This window comes from Streptomyces sp. NPDC098789 (assembly GCF_044759975.1).
Classification (GTDB): Bacteria; Actinomycetota; Actinomycetes; order Streptomycetales; family Streptomycetaceae; genus Streptomyces.
Map to the genome: position 1 here is coordinate 363,059 of NZ_JBIWAJ010000004.1, position 21,830 is coordinate 384,888.

The following is a 21,830-nucleotide window of genomic DNA, read 5'->3' on the forward strand; positions in this document are numbered from 1 at the left end:
AGCCACGGATTGCGTTAATGGCGCACCCAGGCGTACGGTTTCCTAAAAGCAGTAATCCACTGCGTTAGGAGCCTCCATGAAGCCGCTCTTCTTCCCCGAGCACCCCTCGTTCTGGTACGAGACCCTGCGGATGCTCGGCCACATCACTTACGGCGGCGCCGACTTCGGGGAGGTCGTCGTGACCGCACAGCGCATCACCCCGGGCGACTACGACAGCTGGCACGACAACTGGCGCGCCACCGCCGAGCGCGTCGACGCCGAGGCCCGCACCTCCTTGGCGGGCGGCCACCCGGTCAGTGCGCGCGACGGGTTCCTCCGCGCCTCGAACTACTACCGCTCCGCCGAGTTCTTCCTGCACGGAAACAGTGCCGATCCCCGCATCCGGCACGCCTACGACGCCTCCGTCCGCTGCTTCCGGCAGGCCGCCGCACTGTTCACTCCTTCCGTCGAGCCGATCGAGATCCCCTACGAGGGCACCACCCTCCCGGGGTACCTCTACCGCCCCGCGGACACCGGGGACGCGGCGCTGCCCACCCTCGTGATGTTCAACGGCTTCGACGGGACCGCCGAGGAGATGCACTTCTTCGGCGCGGCGGCCGCCGTGGAGCGCGGATACGCCGTCGTCACCTTCGACGGCCCCGGACAGCCCGGCACCCTGCACCGCCAGGGGCTCCACTTCAGGCCGGACTGGGAGAACGTCGTCACGCCGGTGCTCGACCACGTCCTGACGCTCCCCGGGGTGGATCCGGAGCGCATCGGCGTGCTCGGAGTCAGCATGGGCGGCTACCTCGCGCCCCGCGCCGCCGCCTTCGACCACCGGATCGCGGCCGTCGTCGCGCTCGACGGCGTCTACGACCTCGGCGACATCAGCACCGCCGCCATCCCGCTGCCCCGCAAGGAGGCGGAGGAGCGGCTGCGCGCCCCGCAGGCTCCCGAGATCGACGCGGCGCTGGAGGCCGCCATGGCCGCCTCCCCCATCGCCAAGTGGGCGATGGAACAAGGCATGTTCACCATGGGCGTCGACACCCCGCGCGCGTTCTGCGCCGCCTACCTCGACTACCACCTGCGTGACGGCATCGCCGAGCGGATCACCTGCCCGGTACTGGTGTGCTCCGCCGAGGACGACGGCTTCTTCAAGGGGCAGCCGGAGGCCCTGTACTCCCACCTGACCTGCGAGAAGACCCTCCTGACCTTCACCGCGGAAGACGGCGCCGAGGCACACTGCCAGGCGGGCGCGCAGCGACTGGCCTTCGCCCGGATCTACGACTGGCTGGACCGCACGCTGAGCGGGCGGGTCGCCGCCTGAGGGGGGCGGCGACCGGCGTCGTGCCGCGCCGACCGCGCGGCACGGCACGGCACGACGCTTCCGCGTCAGAGGCGGGTGGTCAGCAACAGGGGCAGCGGACCCGACCCCCCGGCGCCGCGGGCGGAACCGCTGACCGTCACCTCGCGCCCGGCGGCCGAGACCGTCCAGGGCGCGTACGACCGCTCCGCCGTGCTCGCCGGGAAGCCGAGCGAGGTCACGCGCGAGCCGGAGACCCGCAGGGCGAATCCCCCGTCGGCGCCCAGCAGCCGTCCGACGGCGACGACGCCGCCCGGCGCGGCGGCCACGCCCGTCAGGGACCCCGCCTCGGCGGGCCCGACCACCCGCGTCCACGTCCGTCCGTTCCAGTGCATGATCAGCGCGTGCCCGCGGTCGTTCTCGTCCAGGAGCGTGCGGCCCACCGCCCACACGTCAGCCGGCCCGTTGGCGACGACGCTGTTGAACTCGCCGTACAGACCGCCGTAGGGGGGCGTCGGCAACTGCTTCCAGGAGCGGCCGTCGTAGTGCAGCACGACCGGCCGGTCGTCGTCGCCGTAGCCGCTGCCGACCGCCCAGACGTCGTTCGGGCCGGACGCCGAGATCGCGTTCAGCCCCCAGTTCGCGTACCCCTTGGGCAGCTCCGCGCGCTTCCAGGCGCGCCCGTCCCAGTGCTGGACGAGCCCTTCCATGTGGTCGATGATCTGCGTCGACCCGTCCGGGTCGGGTATCCGCTCGTCGAGGGCCTGGGTCCAGCCCGCCGCCCACACGTCGTTCGGCGCCACCGCGGCGACGCCCAACAGGCCGCCGCCGAGCGAGTTGTCCGGCATCGCCGCCGGCTTCTCCCGCCACGCGCGCCCGTCCCAGTGCTGCGTCATCGCGGGGCTGCCCTCGCCGTCGGCGTCGCCGACCAGCCAGGCGTCCCGGTCCGAGGTCGCCGCGATGGCGTTGACCCGGCCGCTCACCCCGGGGGCGGTCGGCCGTTCCGTCCAGGAACCGCCGCGCCGGTCGTCGTGCGCGTACAGGACGGGCTGGAACGAGACGCCGCCCCCGTCCTCGTTCACCCGGAAACCCGCCGCCCAGGTGGTGTGCGCGTCGGGCTTGACCGAGGCGCTCAGTACGGCGTCGCCGCCCGGCAGCTTGGCAGCACTCCAGCGCGGCGCCCCCGCGTCGGGCGCGGGGGCCGCCATTGCCGTTGCGGGCAGGAGCCCGCCGATCACGAGCGCCGATACCCCGCCCAACACCATCGATCTGGCGCGTGAGCCGACAGCCATGTCGTCTTCTCCAGACTCGGGGCGCGTTGCCCCGTCGCCCGCATGACGCCCCATCAGACCGCCGCGGTTGCAGCGCGCGGCACTCCTGTCCACCCGGCGCCGATCGAAGGGCTCCTCGGGTCTCCGGAAGCCTAACGTCCGTCCTTCAGAAGGGTGTTGAGCCGGGCCGCCTGGCGGGTCAGGTGGTCGCGCTCGGCGAGGTTGGGCGCCGAGCGCGCCGCCTCGGCGTACAGCCGGGCCGCCGCCGCCAGGTCGCCGTCGCGCTCGTGCAGGTACGCCGCCACCGCGGCCCTGCGGGGTACCGGAGCCACCTTCGTCGCGGTGCCCGACGTCGCGGTGCCCGACGTGGCGGCGTCCAGTGCCGCGAGTGCCGCGAGCCCGGCGCGCGGTCCGTCGGCCTCGCCGACGGCCACCACGCGGTTCAGCCGCACGACCGGGCTGTCGGTCAGGCGCACGAGTTCGTCGTACCACTCGACGATCTGCACCCAGTCGGTCTCGCCGGCCGTGGGCGCGTCGGCGTGCAGCGCCGCGATGGCGGCCTGGACCTGGAACTCACCCGGCCGGTCGCGGGCGAGGGCCGCCTGCAGGATCCCGACGCCCTCGGCGATGGCCCCGGTGTCCCACCGGGTCCGGTCCTGCACCGCCAGCGGCACCAGGCTGCCGTCGGGTGCGGTGCGGCTGACGCGCCGGGCGTGGTGCAGCAGCATGAGCGCGAGCAGTCCCGCCACCTCGGGGTGGTCGATCGTCTCCGCGAGCTGCCGGGTGAGCCGGACGGCCTCGGCCGCGAGGTCGACGTCGCCGGAGTAGCCCTCGTTGAAGACCAGGTAGAGGACGCGCAGCACGGTGGCCACGTCGCCGGGCCGGTCGAACCGCACGCCGGAGACGGTCCGCTTGGCCCGGCTGATGCGCTGCGCCATGGTCGCCTCGGGCACCAGGTAGGCCCCGGCGATCTGGCGCGTGGTCAGCCCGCCCACGGCGCGCAGGGTGAGCGCGACCGCGGACGACGGCGTCAGCGAGGGGTGGGCGCACAGGAAGTAGAGCCGGAGCGTGTCGTCCCGCGCGGGTGCGGGACCGGGCGCCGGCTCCTCGTCCACGAGGTCCTCGCGGCGGCGGCGGGCGGTGTCCGACCGGTTCGCGTCGAGGAAGCGGCGCCAGGCCACCGTGACCAGCCAGCCCTTCGGATCCCGCGGCGGCTCGGCCGGCCAGACCCGGACCGCCTCGACGAGCGCGTCCTGGACGGCGTCCTCGGCCGCCGCGAAATCTGCTCCGCGGCGGACGAGGATCCCGAGCACGCCCGGGGTGAGGCTCCGCATCAGGGCCTCGTCGATCGGAGTGCTCATCGGGGGCTCACTCCGTGATGGTGGGCGGCGCGGACAGGAAGGGGCGCAGCTCCAGCCATTCGTGGATCGGCTTGCCGCCCGCCCCGGGGGCGGCCGAGAGCTCGCCGGCCAGCTCGACGGCGCGGTCGTAGCTGTCGACGTCGATCACCATCCAGCCGGCGATGAGGTCCTTGGTCTCCGCGAACGGGCCGTCGGTGACCGGCGGGCGCCCCTCGCCGTCGTACCGGACGAAGGTCCCCTCGGGGGCGAGGGCCTGGCCGTCGACGAACTCCCCCGTCTTCTCCAGCCGGTCCGCGAAGTCCTGCATGTACTGCATGTGGTCCGCGATCTCCTGCGGGGTCCACCGGTCCATGGGGACGTCGTTGACCGCCGCCGGAGCGCCGCGGTAGTGCTTGAGCAGCAGGTACTTGGCCATGGGGTGCCTCCTCGGTGCTGGTGCGACCCATTGTGGTCGCCTTCACCACGGGGACGGAGCCGGGAGGGCGTTCTCGACATCACCGGGAGAAATTCTTTTCCGCCGTTCCCGTCGGCGCCGTCACCGCGGTCGGGACAGCCGCTGCCGCCACTGCCTCCGGTGCCGTCACTGCGGCACGATGCGCTCGATCGCCGCGTCGATGAGCCGTTCCCGTTCGGCCTCGGAGAACACCCCCGGCAGGGTGAGCTGCTCGACGATGAGCCAGTTGAACGCCAGGTAGAGCAGCTTGACGGCGGTCGCGTCCCCGGTCAGGCCGGATTCCCGGTGGTAGGCCACGTTGGCGTCGACGTCGGCGCGGACCCGTTCGGTCAGTACGGCGCGCAGCTCGGGCCGGCGGGTCGCTTCGAGGCGCAGTTCGAGCAGGGCCAGGTAGCCGGCGCGGAAGGCGTTGATCCGGCCGATCAGCTCGTGCATGAGCACCGCGTAGGCCTCCCGGTCCGTCGCACCCTCCCGCAGCCGGGCGACCGCCGCCTCATCGGGCTGGAGCCGCTCGTAGACCCGGGCGCCCGCCTGGGTGAGGAGGTCGTCGCGGTTGGCGAAGTAGTTGGAGGCCGTGCCGTTGGGGACGCCGGCCGCGACGTCCACCGCGCGGAAGGTCAGCCCCCGCGCGCCCTCGGCGGCGAGCACCTCGATCGCGGCGTCGACGAGCGCCGCTCTTCGTTCGTCGTTCCTGCGGGCCATTGATACCACTCCAGCCGTAGTACTACAGTCAAACCACTTCAGTCAGAGTACTACGAATGAGGCCCACTGCATGCGCAAGCTCGTGTACTACGTCGGAGTCACCCTCGACGGATACATGGCCGGCCCCGGCGGCCAGTTCGACTTCTTCCCCTTCGGCGACGAACAGCAGGCCGCCGCCTACATCGAGTGGAGCGTCGCCCACTACCCCGACACGATCCCCACCTTCATGCGCGCGGCCAACGGTCTGGCGGACACCCCCGGTCAGCGGTTCGACACCGTGCTGATGGGCCTCGGCAGCTACCGCCCCGGCCTGGACGCGGGCTTCACCAGCCCCTACGCCCACCTGAAGCAGTACGTCGTCTCCAGCACCCTCGCGCCCGACACCGACCCGGCCGTCACCGTGGTCGCCGAGGACCCGCTCGGCCTGGTCCGCCGCCTCAAGCAGGAGGAGGGCCGGGACATCTGGCTCTGCGGCGGCGGGGTCCTCGCCGGTCAGCTGCTGCCCGAGATCGACGAACTGATCATCAAGAGCTACCCCGTGGTCGCCGGATCCGGGATCTCGGTGTTCAACGGGACGTTCGACCCCACCGTCTTCGCGGTGACCGACCGCACCTCCTTCGACAACGACGTGACGATCACCTCGTTCACCCGCCGCTGACCGACCGGCCCGCCGCACCTCCGCCCCGACCGGATCGCCGGCCCGCTCACGGGACGAGGTGCCACCACTGGTCGGCGTACTGCTCGCCGCAGGACGTCTGCGCCGCGGGTCGGCCCGCCCCGGGGCCCTGCACCATCAGGCACTTGGAGTTGCCGTCCGCGCGCAGCACGAAATGCCCCGAGCGGTCGCCGCTCCCCCACATCAGCTGCCACCGCTGCCCGTCCGCCCGGGGGCCGCAGGTGCGCTGGACGGCGGGGGCGGAGTTCTCGGAGCCCGTCACCGTCAGGCACCGGCCGCCGAGCCCGTCGCGCAGCGTGCGGGTCGCGCCGCCGTCCTGCGCGCGCAGGGTCCAGGTCCCGGCGGCGGCCCCGGTGCAGGAGTCCTGCACCGGTACGAGGTCGTCCCCGGTGCCCGCCGCCCGCAGGCACAGCCCGCTGCCGTCGTTCACCAGCCGCCCGACGAGCACCGACTGATCGGTGCCCGCCGCGCCCTTGTCGGTACCCGTACCCGTACCCGTGCCCGGGATCGCGGTGGGCGGGGCGGCGGAGCCGCCGCCCTCGTCTCCGCCCAGCCGGACGGCTATCACGGCGACCGCGCACACCAGCGCGACCGCACAGGCCGTGAGGATGATGCCCGTACGGTGCTCGTGCAGGTTGACCTGGAAGTTCCCGCTGCCGTGCTGCACCCCGGTCGGGCCGTGGAAGGCGTCCCCGGCGCGCCCGTCGGCCCGGGGGGCGCCGTCGTCCCCGCCGCTTCCCTTCCCGCTCACGGGCGCGCGTCGAACCGGTTCACCTGGACGTTCCCGTCCCCCGACACGATCGCCGCCGGGCCGTGGAACACGTTGTGCGCGACGCCCGCGCCGGCCGCGGGCGCCGCCGGCGCCGCTTCGCCGAGCAGCGTCCGGAGTTCCGCCGCGACCACGGCCCGCTCGGCCGGGTCCAACTGCTCCAACAGCACCTCGACCCGGGTCCGCCAGACCGTGCCGAGCCGGGCCCGTTCCGCGCTCCCGCCGTCCGGCGGCCCACCGTCCCCGACCGCCGCCAGTTCGGCCGCGGTCCGGTCCAGGTGCTCCAGCTGGACGCCCTCGTGGTGCGCGTCGCGCCGACCGAGCACCCGGGCCAACCGGTCGCGCAGCGCCGTCCAGGCGTCCGTCCCCGCGGCCTGTACGACGCCCGATCCCACCGAAGCCGCCAACGCGACCATCGCCTCGTCCAACATGCCGCTCCCCCCTCGACCGCCCCCGCGGTGCCGCAACGGTAACGCCGACCTCCGGGGCCGCGACAGGCGTGCGGGCGCCGGATCCGGTCGAGTTCGGGCCCCGCTTCCGCCGGGGAGCGCGGTGCGGGGCGGCGCCGGCGCGGCGGTATCGTCGCCGACATGGAGCTACGCACGCTGCGCTACTTCGTGGCCGTCGCCGAAGAACTCCACTTCGGCCGCGCCGCCGCGCGGCTCCACATGAGCCAGCCGCCGCTGAGCCGGGCGGTCAAGCAGTTGGAGGGCGATGTCGGTGCGGCCCTGTTCCACCGCTCCGCCACCGGGGTCGCGCTCACCGCGGCCGGGGCGGCGCTGCTGGAGGAGGCCCGCGCCCTGCTGGCCCGGGCGGACCGGGCACGGCTGCGCGTGGCCGCGGCGGCCGGCGCCACCACGCTCACCCTCGGTGTCCTGGGCGGCGGTACCGACCCGGGCGCGACGCGACTGGCCGCCGCGTTCCGTCGGCGCCACCCCGCCGCCGACGTCCGCATCCGTGAGAGCGACCTGACGGATCCGACCTGTGGACTGCGCGCCGGACTGGTCGACGTCGCCCTGACCCGGGGGCCGTTCGAGGGGAGCGGCCTGTCCGTGCAGGCCCTGCGCGCCGACCCGGTGGGCGTGGTGCTGCGCTCGGACGATCCGCTCGCCGGCCGGGACCGCCTCGATCCGGCCGACCTCGCCGAGCGGCGCTGGTTCCGCTTCCCGGCCGGCACCGATCCGCTCTGGCAGGCGTACTGGCACGGCGGCGAGCCCCGCGAGGGGCCGGTGGTGCGCGGCGTCCAGGAGTGCCTGCAGGCCGTGCTCTGGAACGGCACGGTCGGGGTGATGCCGCTCGGCCACCACCTGCCCGAGGGGCTGGTCGTCGTCCCGCTGCCCGACATGGCGCCGAGCCGCGTGGTGGCCGCCTGGACCGGGACCGACCCGGACCCGCTGATCCGGTCGTTCGTCCGGATCGCGACGGCCGCCTACCGCGGCTGACCAGGAGCTGATCGCCGCGGGCCGGGAACCGACCTCGGCGGGCACCATCCGCATGATGAGCCACTACGCCACCGAAGCGGCCACAGCACGAGGCAAATCGCTGTCGTGTGCGAGCGGTGCGGCCGTACGATCACGCGATGACCGCCGATGCCCCGCTCACCCGAGAGTCCTTCCGGCGCCTGCAGCCGATCAGTGCGCCCCGGCCCGTATCCCGGTTGCCGGCACGTGTCTGGACCGACGAGGACTGGGGTCGGATCCGACGCGGCTATCACGCCCGGGACATGGACGAGAAGTGGAACGTCTTCGTCGAGGGCGATGTCCTCGCCGGTCTCGTGGCGTCGACCGCCCGGGCTTCCGGAAGGACCGATCTCCCCGCGGGCGTGGTGCAGCACAGCGTGCTGGGCCTGCGCTCATCGGGAGCGTAGGCTCCGCGGCCCCGCGAGGGTTCCGGCGGGCGGGAGAGCCGCTCGCCCGCCGGTTCCGCGGGGGTCCGGTGGGCGCGCGGCGGTGGCTACGGCGCCGGGAGTTCGGCGAAGTCGGCCACCAGGGCGCGGTGGTGGCCCGCCGTGCCCAGGGCCAGGGAGTCGGCCTTGGCCCGCTTGAGGTAGAGGTGGGCGGGGTGTTCCCAGGTCATGCCGATGCCACCGTGCAGCTGGACGCACTCCTCGGCGGCGCGTACGGCGACCCCCGAGCAGTAGGCCTGCGCGACGGCCACGGCCAGGGGCGCGTCCGGGGCCGAGGTGGCCAGGGCGTCGGCGGCGGCCCGGGCCGCCGCGCGGGCCGAGGCGACGTCGAGCCAGAGCGCCGCGAGCCGGTGCTTGAGGGCCTGGAAGGAGCCGATGGGCCGGTTGAACTGGTGCCGGGTGCGGACGTGGGCCACCGTCTCCTCCAGGCACCACTGCGCCAGCCCGAGCTGCTCCGAGGCCAGCAGCCCCGCGCCGGAGAGCAACGCCCCGGCGAGGGCGGCGCGGGCGGTGGCCGGGTCCGCGAGCCGGGTGCCGCGGGCCCCCTCCAGGGTGACGGACGCCAGCGGCCGGGTCAGGTCCAGCGGCACCTGGGCCCGGATCCGGGCCGCCGCGGCCGGGACGGCGTAGAGCCCGCTCTCGGCGAGCACCAGCAGCACGTCGGCGGCGGCCGCGTCCGCGACTGCGGTGACGGTACCGGTCAGCGTGCCGTCACCGGCGTCCCGCACCAGGACCGCGGGCTGCGCGCCGGGGCCGAGGGTGAGCGGCAGCACGGGCACGCACACGCGCGTCCCGGCGGCCAGCTCGGCGAGCAGCGCGGCGACGGCCGGGTGCTGGCAGTCGCAGTCGAGCAGGATCGCGGTGGCCAGGACGGAGCTGGTGAGGTAGGGGACCGGTGCGACGGCCCGGCCCAGCTCCTCCAGGACGACGGCCACCTCGCGGTGTCCCGCGCCCTGCCCGCCGAGCTTCTCCGGTACCAGGAGTCCGGCCGCGCCGATGCCCGAGGCGAGGGTGCTCCACAGCGCCGGGTCGTAGGGGTCGCCGCTCTCGATGCGCCCGAGGAGGGCTGCGGGGGCGCAGCGGTCGGCGAGCAACGCCCGTACCGCCGCGCGCAGTTCCTCCTCGGTCTCGGAGTAGAGCAGGTCGAGCGAGGAGGTCATCGGGCCAGGTCCTTCCAGGCGAGGTCCTTGTCGTCGCGCGGCTCGGCGGGCAGGCCGAGGACGCGTTCGGCGACGATGTTGAGGAGGACCTCGCTGGTCCCGCCCTCGATGCTGTTGCCCTTGGCGCGCAGGTAGCGGTATCCGGCGTCGCGGCCGGTGAAGTCGACGAGCTCGGGCCGGCGCATGGTCCAGTCCTCGTACAACAGGCCTTCCTCGCCGAGGAGTTCCACTTCCAGGCCACTGATCTCCTGGTTGAGGCGGGCGAAGGCGAGCTTCATGCCCGAGCCCTCCGGGCCGGGCACTCCCGCGGCGAGCTGCTGGCGCAGCCGTTCGCCGGTGAGCCGGGCCACTTCGGCCTCGACCCACAGTGCGAGCAGCCGCTGGTGCAGGGCGTGGGTGCGCAGCTCGGGGCGCTCGCGCCAGGCGGCCGCGACGGGCGCGATCATGCCGCCCTCGCGCGGGATCCGCATGCCGCCGATGGAGACGCGTTCGTTCATGAGGGTGGTGCGGGCGACCTCCCAGCCCTGGCCGACGGCGCCGAGCCGGTGGGCGTCGGGGATCCGCACACCGGTGAGGAAGACCTCGTTGAACTCGGCCTCACCGGTGATCTGGCGCAGCGGCCGGACCTCGACGCCGGGGGCGGTCATGTCGCACAGGAAGTAGGTGATGCCGCGGTGCTTGGGCACGTCCGGGTCGGTGCGCGCGATCAGGATGGCCCAGCGGGCGGTGTGCGCGCTGGAGGTCCACACCTTCTGGCCGTCCACCACCCAGTGGTCGCCGTCGCGCACGGCGCGGGTGCCGAGCGCGGCGAGGTCCGATCCGGCTCCGGGCTCGCTGAACAGCTGGCACCAGACCTCCTCGCCCACCCACAGGGGGCGCAGGAAGCGGCTCTTCTGCTCCTCGGTGCCGTAGGCGAGGATCGTGGGCGCGGCCATGCCGAGCCCGATGCCGATCCGCCGCGGGTCGTTGTCGGGGGCTCCGGCGGCCTCCAGCTCGGCGTCCACGGTCACCTGCAGGGTGCGCGGGGCGCCGAGGCCGCCGAGGCCCTCGGGGTAGTGCACCCAGGCGAGTCCGGCGTCGAAGCGGGCGCGCAGGAAGCCGGTGCGGGAGGTGTCGGCGGGCGGGTGGGCCGCGAGCAGCGCGCGGGTGCGCTCGACCAGTTCCTCGGCGGTGGTCACCGGGCGCCTCCGTCCAGGGCCGGTACGACGACCAGGCGGCCGGTGGTGACCCCGTCGGCGAGGCGCTGGACGGCCCCGGCCGCCCCGGCGAGCGGGACCCGCTCGCTGACCAGGGGCTTGATGGCCCCCTCGGCCGCGAGCCGGGTGAGTTCGGCGTGGCAGGCGAGGACGGCCGCCGGTTCCTTGCTGGCGTACAGGCCCCAGTGGAGGCCGACGATCGCGTAGTTCTTGACCAGGGCGTGGTTCAGGGCGGGGGTGGGGATGGTGCCGCTGGCGAAGCCGACGACCAGGATCCGGCCCTCGAAGGCCACGCACTTGGCGGAGGCGGTGTGGGCGTCGCCGCCGACCGGGTCGTAGACGACGTCGGCGCCGCGGCCGCCGGTGAACTCCTTGACCCGTGCGACCAGGTCCTCGGTGTGCCGGTCGATGACCAGGTCGCAGCCCAGCTCCTCGGCGGCGGCCGCCTTGGCCTTGCCTCCGACGACCCCGATGACGGTGGCCCCGGCGGCCTTGCCGAGCTGGACGGCGGCGCTGCCGACGCCACCCGCGGCGGCGTGCACGAGGAGCGTTTCGCCGGCCTGGAGCCCGGCTCTGCGGTGGAGGCCGAACCAGCCGGTCTGGTACCCGATGTGCAGGGCCGCCGCCTCGGCGTCGTCGAGGCTCTCGGGCGCGGGCAGCAGGGCGCGCGCGTTCGCCGTGACGTACTCGGCGAAGCCGCCGTGCGGCAGGCTCGGGTTGGCGATCACCCGGCGGCCGTCCTCGGTCTCGCCGCAGATCTCGACGCCCGGGGTGAAGGGGAGCGGCGGCCTGATCTGGTACTGGCCGCGGCAGAGCAGCGCGTCGGGGAAGTTGACGTTGGCCGCGAGCACCTTGAGCTTCACCTCGCCCTCGCCGGGCACCGGTTCGGGAATCTCTTCGAGGCGCATGGCCTCACGGGGCTCACCCGGGGTATGTACTCGCCATGCCTGCATCCGGGGCCTCCAGCCGCCGTCGATGAACCACGCTCCGCCCGGCATACTAAGCGGTCGCTTGTCGCGTTGGGAACCAGTTCGTCCGGACCGAACCAAACGGGCGGGGACCGCTAGGGGGTGTCTGACGGATGTGCGTGGGGAAGGAGCGGTGTCCGGTGCGTGCTCTCGGCGCGGCGACCGGAAGTCCGCGTACTGGACGTACTCGGGCTTTCGGTCGGTGCGGCGAGAGTGCGTGCCGGGCGCCGCGACGCCACGGACATCCGTCGGACACCCCCTAGCCGCCGGGCCGGCGGATGCACGCAGTGACCGCCTCCCCCCGTCCCGACATCCGGAAACATCCCCGGAAACGTCCTCGCCGCGCCCGCCCGCCCGCGCCCATGGCGATCTCGGGCCGGGCACGCTATCGATGCCCCCATGGAATCCATGGAGTCCCCCGAGCACGCCCCGCCCGCACCGGGTTCCCCGCCCGCCCCCGGCGGCCTCCCCGGGCCGCCGCCGCCCGGCGCCACCGCCCTCCCGCCCGGTACCTTCGCGGGCCAGGTGGTCCTGGTCACCGGCGGCGGGACCGGGCTGGGCAAGGCCATCGCGACCGAGTTCGCCCGGCTCGGCGCCGACCTGGTGATCGCGGGCCGCCGGGCCGAGCCGTTGCAGGCGGCGCGCGAGGAGCTGGCCGCGGTCCCCGGCGCGGGGCGGGTGACGGCGGCCGTGTGCGACATCCGGGACCCGGAGCGGATCGCGGAGGTCTTCGACGCCGCCGCGGCCGCGCTCGGGCTGCCGGACGTCCTCGTCAACAACGCGGCCGCCAACTTCCCCTGCCCGGCCGAGGACCTCTCCCCCAACGCCTGGCGGGCGGTCGTCGACATCACCCTGACCGGGACCTGGTTCATGACCCGCGAGTTCGGCCGCCGCCACCTCGCCGCCGGCACGCCGGGGTCGATCGTGAACATCGGCGCCTCCTACGCCTGGACGGGCGGTCCGGGCTTCGCGCACAGCGCGGCCGCCAAGGCGGGGGTGAAGAACCTGGTGGAGACCCTCGCCGTCGAGTGGGGCCCGTACGGCATCCAGATCAACGGCCTGGTCCCGGGCCTCTTCCCGCACGGCGACATGAGCGCGGACATCCGCGACGGCCTAGACCGGGCGGGCCCCGACGCCAAGGACGCCCGCCAGCCCGCGCTGCGGGTCGGCCGCCCCCGCGAACTGGGCTGGGCCGCGACCTTCCTGGCCTCGCCCTACGCACGCTTCGTCACGGGGCACACCTTGGTGGTGGACGGCGCGAACTGGCAGCGCCGCTCCCTGGTCAACCCGGAGGTGGTCCCGGTCCGCGCCCAACTGGGCCGCGGCCCCTTCGAGGGGTGAGCGGCCCGGTCCCGGCACCGGATCGTCCCTTTCGGATCGTGTCGGCCCGGCACGATCCGAAAGAGACGTCCTAGCAACCCTCGAAGCGCGGGGGGCGGCGGGCCGCCTTGGCCGCGTAGCCCTCGCGACTGTCCTCGGAGGTCAGCGTCAGGGCCGCCGTCATCGCGACCCGGTCCAGGGCGCTCGGCAGGGCCGCGTCGGCGTAGGCGTCGACCGCCCGCTTGATGCCCTGGACCGCGAGCGGAGCATTCGCCGCGATCTCCATCGCCACCGCCCGCGCCCGCGCGTCCAGTTCCTCGCGCGCGGTCACCAGTTGGACGAGGTTCAACCGCTCGGCCGTGGCCGCGTCGATCCGGCGGCCGGTCAGCGCCAGCAGCTTCGCCCATCCCGCGCCCGCCTCGCGGGCGATGCGCAGGTCGCCGCCCGCGTCCACGGCCACGCCCAGCGCGGCCTCCGGCAGCGCGAAGACGGCGTCGTCCGCCGCGATCCGGATGTCCGCCATCAGCGCCAGCTCGAAGCCGAAGCCGAGGCAGTAGCCCTGGACGGCGGCGACCACCGGCTGCGGAAGGCGGGCGAGGACCGCGAAGCGCTCGTGCACCCACCGGATGCCCTCGTAGTAGTTGCGGGTCCGCTCCGCGGCCGAGGCGCCGGTGATCGCTCCGCCGGGGGCAGTGACGTCGATGCCCGCGCAGAAGGCCCGCCCCTCGGCCCGCAGCAGGACGGCCCGGACGGAGCCGTCGAAGCGGATCCGGTCCGCGAGCAGGCCGAGCTGCCGCGTCGACTCCCAGCTCCAGCCGTTCAGCTTCTCCGGGCGGCACAGGGTGAGGACCGCGAGGCCGTCGGCGACCTCCAGCCCGATGCGTTCCTCACCCTTCCCGATCTCCGTGGACAGAGTGTCGATCACGCCCGGCTCCCTCACATCTGACGATGCGTCAGGATAGGGCGCGGTCCCGGCCCGGCGGAAGGGTCAGCGCGGGAAGACCTCGAAGGCCACCGCGGGGCGGCCGCCGAACCGGGGCGCCGCCCGCTCGACGTTCATCGTCAGGAAGCCGCGGGCGTAGCTCTCGGGGTCCTCGTCCGTCAGTCCCTCGATGTACGCGCGGTGCTCCAACAGGGACGCGACGGACCGCTCGAACCCGGGGCCCGCGTCCACCGCGTGCGTCGGCGTGCTGGTGCCGGCCACCGCCACCCACCGCACCCCGTTCCAGGGCTCCAGCTCCTCCTCGGTGATGAGGTCGGGGAAGATCCAGCGGTTGCCCGCGTCGGCGGCCGCGTCCAGCGCGGCCCGGCCGACCGCCCGGTGGTCGGGGGTGTTCCAGTAACCGCCGCCGCCCTCCCCGCCCCAGGTGTCCCGGTGGTTCAGCGTGACGACGAGTTCGGGGCGGTGGCGGCGGATCGCGGCCGCGATGTCGCGGCGCAGGCCGAGGCCGTACTCGACCACGCCGTCGCGGTGGTCCAGGAACTCCACCGCGTGCACGCCGACGACGGCCGCGCTGGCGCGCTGCTCGGCCTCGCGCAGCGGGGCGCACTCCTCGGGCGCGATGCCGTCGATGCCGGCCTCGCCGCGGGTGGCGAGCAGGTACACGACCTCACGGCCGGCATCGGTCCAGGCCGCGACCGCGGCCGCGCCGCCGTACTCCAGGTCGTCGGGGTGGGCCACCACGGCCAGGGCGCGCTGCCAGTCGGTGGGCATGGGTTCGAGCTGGTTCGGTTCGCGGATCGCGTCGTCGGTCATGATGCGCACGATAGGCGACGGGTCGCCGGACGAACCGTCAACCACGGAGGAACGGGGGCGGCATGGGGGATCACGACGGATCGGCGGCGGCGGCCGGGGCGATGACCGCGGGAGCGGCGGCGCCCGAGCGCTACGGACGGGTGACGGCCCTGCTGGACGCCACCGGCACCTTCTTCGAGTCGGCGCGGGTGGCGTTCCCGGACGCCCGCGCCGCGGACTGGGCGCGCGCCGCCCGGATCGACCCGGGGGCGGTGGGACCCGGCGGCACCTGGCGGCTGGACTTCCGGTGCTTCGCGATCGCCCGACCCGGTGGTCGCTGGGTGCTGGTGGACGCGGGGGTCGGTCCGGCCGACGGACCGGCCGCGGGCTGGGCGCCCGTACCGGGCCGGCTGCCCGAGGCGCTGGCCCGGGCGCGGATCGCCCCCGCCGAGGTGGACACGGTGGTGCTGACGCACCTGCACGAGGACCACGCGGGCTGGTCGGTCGACGCCGCGGGCGAGCCCCTCTTCCCGGCCGCGCGGTACGTCGTCCAGCGCGCCGAGGTCGCCGCCCTGGACCCGGCGGATCCCGTGCGCCGCTGGGCCGTGGATCCGCTGCGGGCCACCGGGCAGCTGCACGAGGTGGAGGGGCGCCACCGGCTGGGCGACGGGCTGACCCTGTTGCCCACCCCGGGGCACACACCGGGCCACCAGTCGGTGCTGGTGGCGGCGGCCGGTGGGCGGGGGCGGGGACAGGGGCGGGACGTGGTCGTCACCGGGGACGTGTGGGTGCACGCCGTCCAACTGGCCGATCCCGCGGTGGCGTACGCCCACGAGCGGGACCCGGCCGCGGCCCGCGCCTCCCGCGTGGACCTGCTGGCACGGGCCGTGGGACGCGGGGCGCTGCTGGCCACGGCCCACCTGACCCGGGCCTTCGTCGAGCCGACGGCCGACGGGTCCGACCGGGCCTGCGGGACGGTGGAGCGGCCGTCAGGCGAGTTCCAGGAGGCCGCCGAAGGTGAAGACGAGCCCTCCGAAGCCGATGAAGGTGGCGAGGTACCGGTAGAACTGCGCTGACGGGACCCGCTCGGGCGGTCCGAGGTCTCCCCGGGCGTGCATGGCGCGCTGCTGGTTGCCGGTGGCCCAGCGCTCCAGCCCGTCGGCGCTCCCCCGGACGTTCAGCGCGACCGTGGCACCGGCCACGAGCGCGACGGGACCGATGGTCAGTAGGACGGTGGCCAGGCTCAAGGAATGCCCCCCAGGCAGTGTGATGATCGACTGGAGGTTACTCGCAGTCGGATACCGGCGCCACGCCCTCCGCCGCGGCCGGAAGGGCCGGGCCCGCCGCCGGGGCCGGCCCGGACGTGGCTCCGCGGGGGCCCGGAGCCGGGCTGTTAGCGTCGGCTCATGACGACCGCACCGCAGCGCTTCGAGGTCCTGCTGGTTCCCGAACACATCCAGGGCGAGGACGCCGGCCCCGCCGCACGGCACGCCGTACGCTCCGCCGTCGTCGGGGCGACCGGGCAGACCGGGGCCTCGGGCTACCCCCGGTACGAGGGGGAGGGCATGGCGGCGGACATCGACCCCGCGACCGGGGCGGTCGAGGCCCTGCTCGTCGACGGCGCCGAACTGGACTACGGGCTGCGGGCGGTGACCTCGCCGGTGGAGTGACCGGTCACCGCGTGCGGGCACCACACGGGGGCACCACACTGGGGCACGCATGGGGAGCACCGCCCGCCGCCGAGCACCCTGGTGTCAGGCCTCGTCCCGGACCAGGGCGAGGAGTCGGTCCAGGACGCGCGGGCCGCCCGCGCGGACGCCGTCGTGCTCGAACTCGTCCGTCACCCAGGTGCGCAGGCCCCGGATCGCGCGGGCGGTGGCCAGGGAGTGGGCGGTGTCCACGTACATGTCGTCGTGGTAGACGGCGGCGGCCACCGGCACCTCGTTCGCCGCGAGGCGCGCCGGGTCGTAGAGGGGCTGCCAACCGGTACGGGCGGCGAGAGCCTCGGCGGTCGCGCGCACCGGGACGAGGGACGGGTCGGTCGTGAAGTGCCAGGGGTGGATGCTCTCGCCGGTGAAGAGCAGCGGCTCGTCCCCGGCCAGGGTCTTGGCCGCATCGAAGCGCGGGTGCCCCGCACGGGCCCGCTCCGCGGCCCAGGCGGTGGGGACCGCCGGGTCCTGTGCGTAGATCGCCTCGTGGAGGAGCGCGTACAAGGGGTGGCCGGCGAAGGACAGCAGGGACCGTGCGCCGTCCAGGAAGGCGTCGGAGAGGCAGGGTCCGGCGGGGGTGGGGACGAAGGCGTCCTCCAGCAGGTAGTGCAGCTGGTGGCTGCCGTCGCCGGTGCCGAGGAGGATGCCCAGCGACTGGAACGCCTCGGGGGTGAACGGGTGCCCGCCGGGGAGTTCGGTGGGGTGCTCGGCGAGGTGGGCGGCGACGGCGCGGGCGCGTTCGACGTCCATCGGGTAACGGGCGTAGTGCGCCGCGTTCTTCCGCTCGATCCGCGGGGCCGCCGCCGCATAGACCTCGTCCGCGCTCGCGTCGAGGGCGGGCAGACCGCCGGTGATCAGCGCGGCGGTGAGTCCCTCGGGCGCGGTGGACAGGTAGTGGGTGACGCAGAAGCCGCCGAAGCTCTGGCCGAGCACGGTCCACGGCGCACCACCGGTCAGCGCCGCACGGATGGTCTCGCAATCGCGGACGATCGCGTCGGAGCGGAAGTGCGCGAGGTACTCGGCCTGCTCGGCGGGGCCGCCGCGCAGCGGGAGGGTCTGCCGGTTCGCCGGGGTGGAGCGGCCGGTGCCGCGCTGGTCCAGGAGGAGCACCCGGAACTCGGTGAGCGCCCGCTCCAGCCAGGCCTGGCGGCCGGTGAAGCGGCGGGCGCCGAAGCCGGGGCCGCCCTCCAGGTAGAGCAGCCAGGGCAGCTGGGCCGGGTCCTTGCCCGTGGCCACGACCTCCCGGGCGTACAGCATGATGCGCTCGCCGTCCGGACGGTCGTGGTCGAGCGGGACCGTGAAGTGGTGGTCGGTCAGGACGACGCCGGGCTGACGGTAGCTGTGGCTGTTGGTCACGGACGGATCCCAAGGTCGGTGCGGGCGCTGGTCGGCCCCCCGTGCTCCGTCACCGGCGCCGCGGCCGCGTCCCGGGCCGCGACGGAAACGGCGGCCGGGCCGAGTCTAAAGGTTGTTGCAGGAGTCGCCGGGCCGCGGGAGCCCGCGGCCCGGCGCGGCGGTTCAGAACAGGACGACCGAGCGCAGCACTTCGCCGCGCTCCATCCGCGCGAAGGCTTCCTCGACGCCGTCGAGCGCGATGGTCTCGGAGACGAAGGCGTCGAGGTCGAGGCGGCCCTGGAGGTAGAGGTCGATCAGCAGCGGGAAGTCCCGCTCCGGCAGGCAGTCCCCGTACCAGGAGGACTTGAGGGAGCCGCCGCGGCCGAAGACGTCGAGCAGCGGGAGTTCGAGCTGCATCTCGGGGGTGGGTACGCCGACCAGCACGACGGTGCCGGCCAGGTCGCGGGCGTAGAAGGCCTGGCGGTAGGTCTCCGGGCGGCCGACGGCGTCGATGACCACGTCCGCGCCGTTGCCGCCGGTCAGGGCCTTGACGGCCTCGACCACGTCCTCGGTGCGACCGTTGACGGTGTGGGTGGCGCCCAGCCCCTTGGCCTGTTCGAGCTTGCGGTCGTCCAGGTCCACGGCGATGATCCGGCCCGCACCGGCGAGCCGGGCGCCGGCGACGGCCGCGTTGCCCACTCCCCCGCAGCCGATGACGGCCACCGAGTCGCCGCGGCCGACGTTGCCCGTGTTGAGGGCCGCGCCGAGGCCCGCCATCACCCCGCAGCCCAGCAGTCCGGCGGCGGCGGCCGAGGCGGCCGGGTCGACCTTGGTGCACTGTCCGGCGGCGACCAGGGTCTTCTCGGCGAAGGCGCCGATGCCCAGGGCCGGGGAGAGCGGGGTGCCGTCCTCCAGGGTCATGGACTGGGTCGCGTTGTGCGTGTCGAAGCAGTACCACGGGCGTCCGCGCTTGCAGGCGCGGCAATTACCGCACACCGCACGCCAGTTGAGGATGACGAAATCGCCGGGTGCGACGTCGGTGACGTCGGGGCCGACGGCCTCGACCACACCCGCCGCCTCGTGGCCGAGGAGGAAGGGGAACTCGTCGTTGATGCCGCCCTCGCGGTAGTGCAGGTCGGTGTGGCAGACCCCGCAGGCCTGGACCTTGACGAGGGCCTCGCCGGGTCCCGGGTCGGGCACGAGGATCGTCGCCATCTCCACCGGTGCGCCCTTGCTCCGTGCGATGACCCCTCGTACGCGATGCGTCACGTCGTACCCCGTTCTCGTGTGATCCGTGCCGTACCGCGAACGTACACGGCGGGGCATGCGCGGGTGGCCCGGTGCGGGAGTTGTGTCACGTTTCCGGCCGCGCCGACGGCGCGAGCTCCGGCGGTACGGCCTCGCGCAGCGCGGCGGCGAAGGCGGCCACGGCCGGGTGCGCCGCGGCCCCGCTCCGGAAGGCGATCTTCGTGCGCCGCTCCATCGGCAGCCGGGTGAGGCGCACCCCGGGCACCCTCGGCGCACCCGCTTCCGCCCCCGCCCCCGGCGCGGCGGATCCGGCCACGCCGAGCTGCGGTACGACGGCCACCCCCTGCCCCGCCGCGACCAGGGCGAGCACGGTCGCGAACTCGTCCACGCGGTGGCGCTCCCGCGGACTGAACCCGGCGGCCTGGCAGGCGCGCACGGTCATGGCGTGGCAGAGGGTTCCCGGGGTCGCGGTGATCCAGGGCGCGTCGCGGTGGGCGCGCAGCGCGACGCCCTGGCCGAGGGCGAGGTCCGGGGCCGCGGAGCCGGGCGGCGGGGTCGGCTCCGCGAGGTACATCGCCTCCCGACACAGCGGCTCGGTCTCCAGGCCCGGTTCGACGGGCGCGGGCACGAAGTCGTACTCGTGGACCAGCGCCACGTCCAGGTCACCGGCCCGCAGGGCGTGCGCGACGGCGGCGGGGTCGGTTTCGGACACCATCGCCTCCAGGGCCGGATGGCGCCGGGCGAGGGTGACGAGGGCGGCGGGGACGATGGCCCGGGTCGCGGTCGGGAAGGCGCCGACCCGCAGGGCTCCCGCCAGCCCGTCGCGGGCCTCGGCGAGGTCCGCCTCGGCCCGTTCCAGGCGCTCCAGCACCGCTTCCGCGTGCCCGACCAGGTGCTGGCCGGCGGGGGTGAGCCGGACCCGGCGGCCGGTGCGCTCCAGGAGCGGCAGGCCCGCCTCGCGTTCGAGGACGGAGAGCTGTTGGGAGACGGCCGAGGGGCTGAAGGCCAGCGCCTCGGCGACGGCGGCGATGGTGCCGCGGCGGGCGAGTTCGCGCAGCAGGCGCAGGCGGCGTACGTCGAGCATCGGCTCAGCTTACGGGTTGGGACGGAAATGCGAACTGGACCCGGGGCTCGGGGGCGGGCCACCCTCGACCCATGGCGCAGAACACCACACAGGACACGGCCCGGAGCGACACCTCCGCGCTCCCCACCCTCCCGACCCTCCCGACTCTCCCCACTCCTCCCCCGCTCCCCGGCCTCCACGGGCTGGAGGGGCTGCACGTCCCGCTCGTCACCCCCTTCGACGCGTCCGGCGCGGTCGCCCTGGACGCCCTGGAGTCGCTCGCCCACGAGGTGCTCGCGGCGGGCGCCACCGGCATCACCGCCCTCGGCACCACCGGCGAGACCGCCTCCCTCGACGCGGCGGAGCGGGACGCGGTGACCGAGGTGTGCGCACGGGTCTGCCGCGAGCGCGGGGCGTTCCTGAGCGTCGGCGCGGGGGGCAGCAGCACGCGGGCGAGCGAGGTCGCGCTGGCGGGGCTGCGGCGGTGGCCCGAGGTGGGGGCCGCGCTGGTGACCGTGCCGTCCTTCGTGCGGCCCTCGGCGGCGGGGGTGCTGGCGCACTTCGAGCGGCTCGCGGAGGTCGCTCCCGTACCGCTGGTCGTCTACCACATCCCCTACCGGACCGGTCAGCCGCTGGACGCCGGGGCGCTGCGGGCCCTCGGGGCGCTGCCCGGGGTCGCGGGGGTCAAGTACGCGGTGGGCGGCATCGACCAGGACACGGTGGAGCTGCTGGGCGAGCTGCCGGACGGGTTCACGGTCCTGGCGGGCGACGACGCCTACGCCTCGCCGCTGCTCGCCCTCGGGGCGGGCGGCGCGATCCTGGCCTCGGCGCATCTGGCCACGGAGCGTTTCGCCGCGCTCGTGCGGGCCTGGCGGACGGGCGACGTGTCCGGCGCGCGGGCACTGGGGCACGCCCTGGCCCGGCTGTCGGCGGCGGTGTTCGCCGAGCCGAATCCGGTGGTCCTGAAGGGGGTGCTGCACGCGCAGGGGCGCATTCCGACCCCCGACGTGCGGCTGCCGCTGCTGCCCGCCGGCGCCGCCTCGGTGCGGGAGACGCTGCGCAGGCTGGAAGAGCTGGCGGAGCTGACGGAGCTGGCGGAAGGGGCGGAACCGGAGCGGCTGGCGGACCGCACCGCGTAGGCGGGCTCGCACCCCCGCAAGAAATCCCCAAGAAGCATGAATGGGCGATTTGCCCTTGAATGCCGTACGGGCCGCTCGCCGGTGACGTCAGTCACGCGGGAGCGGCCTTCGCGGCCACCCCCGCGGGGGTAGCGGAAGGCTGGATTCCGGGCGCCGCAAAGAAATGCGGGATTTCCCGACCCGCCGGGACGAGATCAATTTCCCGGCCGTTTCCGATATGCCGATCACTGCGCGGAATTCAAGCCCTTGTTCCACTCCTCTTCTCTCCTCTACGGTCACCGCAATCCGGGTGGAACGCCGAATCCTGCCGCTACCCGGGAACCCATCCCACTCATGTACGGCAGGAGCGGGGGAACCAGGTAGGCCGCTGGTCCGGACTCAGAGTCCGGCCCGGCTCGGGGTGAAGTCGCACCGCTGACACGCACGTCCTCGTCATGCCTCGGGCATGACCGCGGGCGAGCCGCGTCACGGTGCGGCCGGACAGCTCCCGTCCGAACCCGACAGCTCACCTCGCAGGCGACGGAGAGGAATTCGCC

At 74.6% G+C, this 21,830-nt stretch carries 23 protein-coding genes and 1 riboswitch; of the genes, 8 read left to right on the forward strand and 15 right to left on the reverse strand.

Annotated elements, in window-relative coordinates; all coding sequences use genetic code 11:
- Positions 1 to 76 precede the first annotated feature (76 nt).
- Positions 77 to 1,306, forward strand: a complete 1,230-nt coding sequence (locus ACIQWR_RS11705; protein WP_404007008.1) for an alpha/beta fold hydrolase — start codon at positions 77 to 79, stop codon at positions 1,304 to 1,306.
- A gap of 65 nt (positions 1,307 to 1,371) precedes the next feature.
- Here ACIQWR_RS11705 and ACIQWR_RS11710 read toward each other — a convergent pair whose 3' ends face one another.
- From ACIQWR_RS11710 to ACIQWR_RS11725, 4 genes are all read right to left on the reverse strand, one after another.
- On the reverse strand, positions 1,372 to 2,574 hold the full coding sequence (locus ACIQWR_RS11710; protein WP_404007010.1) for a hypothetical protein: 1,203 nt from the start codon (positions 2,572 to 2,574) through the stop codon (positions 1,372 to 1,374).
- Between the two features lie 131 nt (positions 2,575 to 2,705).
- Positions 2,706 to 3,902, reverse strand: a complete 1,197-nt coding sequence (locus tag ACIQWR_RS11715) for an RNA polymerase sigma factor (protein WP_404007505.1) — start codon at positions 3,900 to 3,902, stop codon at positions 2,706 to 2,708.
- A gap of 19 nt (positions 3,903 to 3,921) precedes the next feature.
- Positions 3,922 to 4,329, reverse strand: a complete 408-nt coding sequence (locus ACIQWR_RS11720; RefSeq protein WP_404007013.1) for a YciI family protein — start codon at positions 4,327 to 4,329, stop codon at positions 3,922 to 3,924.
- A 165-nt stretch (positions 4,330 to 4,494) separates the two neighbouring features.
- Positions 4,495 to 5,070, reverse strand: coding sequence for a TetR/AcrR family transcriptional regulator (locus ACIQWR_RS11725; protein ID WP_404007016.1), 576 nt, complete (start codon positions 5,068 to 5,070; stop codon positions 4,495 to 4,497).
- Positions 5,071 to 5,140: 70 nt separating this feature from the next.
- Between ACIQWR_RS11725 and ACIQWR_RS11730 the strand changes: the two genes are divergently transcribed.
- Positions 5,141 to 5,728 carry a dihydrofolate reductase family protein gene (locus tag ACIQWR_RS11730; protein WP_404007019.1) on the forward strand — a complete coding sequence of 196 codons (588 nt, stop codon included), beginning with the start codon at positions 5,141 to 5,143 and terminating at the stop codon, positions 5,726 to 5,728.
- Positions 5,729 to 5,774: 46 nt separating this feature from the next.
- Here the strand turns inward: ACIQWR_RS11730 and ACIQWR_RS11735 are convergent, their stop codons facing one another.
- Together ACIQWR_RS11735 and ACIQWR_RS11740 are read right to left on the reverse strand one after the other, a co-directional pair.
- The gene (locus ACIQWR_RS11735; protein WP_404007022.1) at positions 5,775 to 6,497 is read right to left on the reverse strand and encodes an RICIN domain-containing protein; all 723 of its coding nucleotides are present in this window, start codon (positions 6,495 to 6,497) and stop codon (positions 5,775 to 5,777) included.
- Positions 6,494 to 6,946, reverse strand: coding sequence for a hypothetical protein (locus tag ACIQWR_RS11740; RefSeq protein ID WP_404007025.1), 453 nt, complete (start codon positions 6,944 to 6,946; stop codon positions 6,494 to 6,496). The genes ACIQWR_RS11735 and ACIQWR_RS11740 overlap by 4 nt, the downstream gene beginning before the upstream one ends.
- 159 nt (positions 6,947 to 7,105) lie before the next feature.
- On the opposite strand from ACIQWR_RS11740, the gene ACIQWR_RS11745 reads away from it, so the two are divergent.
- Positions 7,106 to 7,957, forward strand: a complete 852-nt coding sequence (locus tag ACIQWR_RS11745) for a LysR family transcriptional regulator (RefSeq protein WP_404007027.1) — start codon at positions 7,106 to 7,108, stop codon at positions 7,955 to 7,957.
- Positions 7,958 to 8,094: 137 nt separating this feature from the next.
- The gene (locus ACIQWR_RS11750) at positions 8,095 to 8,382 is read left to right on the forward strand and encodes a hypothetical protein (protein ID WP_404007029.1); all 288 of its coding nucleotides are present in this window, start codon (positions 8,095 to 8,097) and stop codon (positions 8,380 to 8,382) included.
- A gap of 86 nt (positions 8,383 to 8,468) precedes the next feature.
- On the opposite strand, the gene ACIQWR_RS11755 is transcribed toward ACIQWR_RS11750, so the two are convergent.
- Genes ACIQWR_RS11755 through ACIQWR_RS11765 form a run of 3 tightly spaced genes read right to left on the reverse strand, consistent with a single transcriptional unit; the run spans position 8,469 to position 11,730 of the window.
- Entirely contained in the window at positions 8,469 to 9,581 is a 1,113-nt protein-coding gene (locus tag ACIQWR_RS11755; RefSeq protein WP_404007032.1) for an acyl-CoA dehydrogenase family protein, read from the reverse strand.
- A complete protein-coding gene (locus tag ACIQWR_RS11760; protein ID WP_404007034.1) occupies positions 9,578 to 10,759 on the reverse strand; it encodes an acyl-CoA dehydrogenase family protein in 1,182 nt (393 codons plus the stop codon). Before ACIQWR_RS11760 ends, ACIQWR_RS11755 begins: the two co-directional genes overlap by 4 nt.
- On the reverse strand, positions 10,756 to 11,730 hold the full coding sequence (locus ACIQWR_RS11765; RefSeq protein WP_404007037.1) for an NADPH:quinone oxidoreductase family protein: 975 nt from the start codon (positions 11,728 to 11,730) through the stop codon (positions 10,756 to 10,758). The genes ACIQWR_RS11760 and ACIQWR_RS11765 overlap by 4 nt, the downstream gene beginning before the upstream one ends.
- A 414-nt stretch (positions 11,731 to 12,144) precedes the next feature.
- Here ACIQWR_RS11765 and ACIQWR_RS11770 point away from each other — a divergent pair, with 414 nt between their 5' ends.
- A complete protein-coding gene (locus tag ACIQWR_RS11770) occupies positions 12,145 to 13,086 on the forward strand; it encodes an SDR family oxidoreductase (RefSeq protein ID WP_404007040.1) in 942 nt (313 codons plus the stop codon).
- 70 nt (positions 13,087 to 13,156) lie between these two features.
- Here the strand turns inward: ACIQWR_RS11770 and ACIQWR_RS11775 are convergent, their stop codons facing one another.
- Together ACIQWR_RS11775 and ACIQWR_RS11780 are read right to left on the reverse strand one after the other, a co-directional pair.
- Positions 13,157 to 13,990: an enoyl-CoA hydratase/isomerase family protein gene (locus tag ACIQWR_RS11775; protein ID WP_404007043.1), complete on the reverse strand. Its 834-nt coding sequence runs from the start codon at positions 13,988 to 13,990 to the stop codon at positions 13,157 to 13,159.
- A gap of 63 nt (positions 13,991 to 14,053) precedes the next feature.
- Positions 14,054 to 14,821 (reverse strand): PIG-L deacetylase family protein, encoded by a 768-nt coding sequence (locus ACIQWR_RS11780; protein WP_404007046.1) that lies wholly within the window; start codon positions 14,819 to 14,821, stop codon positions 14,054 to 14,056.
- 62 nt (positions 14,822 to 14,883) lie between these two features.
- On the opposite strand from ACIQWR_RS11780, the gene ACIQWR_RS11785 reads away from it, so the two are divergent.
- Positions 14,884 to 15,876, forward strand: coding sequence for an MBL fold metallo-hydrolase (locus tag ACIQWR_RS11785; RefSeq protein ID WP_404007049.1), 993 nt, complete (start codon positions 14,884 to 14,886; stop codon positions 15,874 to 15,876).
- Here the strand turns inward: ACIQWR_RS11785 and ACIQWR_RS11790 are convergent.
- Positions 15,790 to 16,047, reverse strand: a complete 258-nt coding sequence (locus ACIQWR_RS11790; protein ID WP_404007052.1) for a hypothetical protein — start codon at positions 16,045 to 16,047, stop codon at positions 15,790 to 15,792. The genes ACIQWR_RS11785 and ACIQWR_RS11790 overlap by 87 nt on opposite strands.
- A 159-nt stretch (positions 16,048 to 16,206) precedes the next feature.
- On the opposite strand from ACIQWR_RS11790, the gene ACIQWR_RS11795 reads away from it, so the two are divergent.
- On the forward strand, positions 16,207 to 16,470 hold the full coding sequence (locus ACIQWR_RS11795) for a hypothetical protein (protein WP_404007055.1): 264 nt from the start codon (positions 16,207 to 16,209) through the stop codon (positions 16,468 to 16,470).
- 84 nt (positions 16,471 to 16,554) lie between these two features.
- Here ACIQWR_RS11795 and ACIQWR_RS11800 read toward each other — a convergent pair whose 3' ends face one another.
- From ACIQWR_RS11800 to ACIQWR_RS11810, 3 genes are all read right to left on the reverse strand, one after another.
- Positions 16,555 to 17,865, reverse strand: a complete 1,311-nt coding sequence (locus ACIQWR_RS11800) for an alpha/beta fold hydrolase (RefSeq protein WP_404007058.1) — start codon at positions 17,863 to 17,865, stop codon at positions 16,555 to 16,557.
- Between the two features lie 162 nt (positions 17,866 to 18,027).
- On the reverse strand, positions 18,028 to 19,113 hold the full coding sequence (locus tag ACIQWR_RS11805; RefSeq protein WP_404007061.1) for an S-(hydroxymethyl)mycothiol dehydrogenase: 1,086 nt from the start codon (positions 19,111 to 19,113) through the stop codon (positions 18,028 to 18,030).
- Between the two features lie 85 nt (positions 19,114 to 19,198).
- Positions 19,199 to 20,176: a LysR substrate-binding domain-containing protein gene (locus tag ACIQWR_RS11810; protein ID WP_404007064.1), complete on the reverse strand. Its 978-nt coding sequence runs from the start codon at positions 20,174 to 20,176 to the stop codon at positions 19,199 to 19,201.
- A gap of 71 nt (positions 20,177 to 20,247) precedes the next feature.
- Between ACIQWR_RS11810 and ACIQWR_RS11815 the strand changes: the two genes are divergently transcribed.
- The gene (locus ACIQWR_RS11815; protein ID WP_404007067.1) at positions 20,248 to 21,294 is read left to right on the forward strand and encodes a dihydrodipicolinate synthase family protein; all 1,047 of its coding nucleotides are present in this window, start codon (positions 20,248 to 20,250) and stop codon (positions 21,292 to 21,294) included.
- Between the two features lie 285 nt (positions 21,295 to 21,579).
- A riboswitch (cyclic di-AMP (ydaO/yuaA leader) is annotated at positions 21,580 to 21,826 on the forward strand.
- Positions 21,827 to 21,830: the final 4 nt, after the last annotated feature.